Origin of the sequence: Marichromatium bheemlicum (assembly GCF_012276755.1) — a bacterium.
GTDB lineage: Bacteria > Pseudomonadota > Gammaproteobacteria > Chromatiales > Chromatiaceae > Marichromatium > Marichromatium bheemlicum.
Genome location: NZ_JAAXKX010000047.1, coordinates 1 through 916 on the forward strand (window position 1 = coordinate 1; position 916 = coordinate 916).

Here is a 916-nt window from a genome sequence, read left to right on the forward strand (position 1 = left end):
TACGTTTTGTACGAAAAGTAATGCCTGAGGCATCTACGGATACAAGCAAGCGTGAACATTGCCGAGAAGCTGGTCGCCAACTTGTCGTAACGGGTGGCGATGCGTCGACAGGACTTGAGCCAGCCGAACAGCCGCTCGATGACGTTGCGCTTGCGATAGCTGGGCTTGTTGAGTGTCCGAGGGCGGCCAGGCTTGGGTTTGCGCACGCCCTTGCGCTGAGGAATCACCGGACGGATGCCGCGCCGATCGCAATAGCGGCGTAAGTCGTCGGCATCGTAGCCCTTGTCGGCGAGCAGTTGGCGGCAACGGGTGCGCGGACGACCTCGATGGGCGCTGGGCAAGCGGACCTGATCGAGCAGCGGTTGGGCATGGCGAATGTCGCTGTGCTGGCCTGGGGAGAGCAGAAAGCTCAAGGGAACGCCTTTGGCATCGCAGAGCAGGTGGATCTTGGTCGTCAGGCCGCCGCGACTGCGCCCGAGCGCATGGCTCAGCGGCTCCTGCGGCCCCCTTTTTTTCCGCCGCCAGCGGCGGCGCGCGTGGCACGGATCGAGGTCGAGTCGATCATCCAGGTCTCCAGATCGATCAACCCATCCTCGCGTAGCCGGATGTGCAACCGCTCCAGGACCTTGGTGAAGGTGCCATCGTCACGCCAGTCGCGAAACCGCTGGTAGACCGTCGACCAAGGACCGAAGCGCTCAGGCAGGTCGCGCCACGCCGCACCCGAGCACAGCACCCAGAAGATGCCGTTGAGCATCAGGCGGTCATCCCGGCGTGGGCGACCGGTACGCTGCGGACGGGAAAACAGATCGGCGATCAGCTCCCAGGCCTCTTCAGGGAGTTCGTAACGTCTCGACATCTGGCCTCTTCTCCTGCAAGAACGAGGTCAGTGTAACAAGCAGGGTTTTCGTACAAAACG

At 62.6% G+C, this 916-nt stretch carries 1 protein-coding gene; it reads right to left on the reverse strand.

Annotated features, from left to right (window positions below; all coding sequences use genetic code 11):
* Positions 1-856 (reverse strand): IS5 family transposase gene (locus HF203_RS16035; RefSeq protein WP_168671087.1). Its coding sequence is split into 2 segments (ribosomal slippage), with 857 coding nucleotides annotated over them: positions 1-508 and positions 508-856; the frame shifts between segments, so codons are not numbered across the junction. This gene is flagged as partial in the annotation.
* Between the last annotated feature and the right edge of the window lie 60 nt (positions 857-916).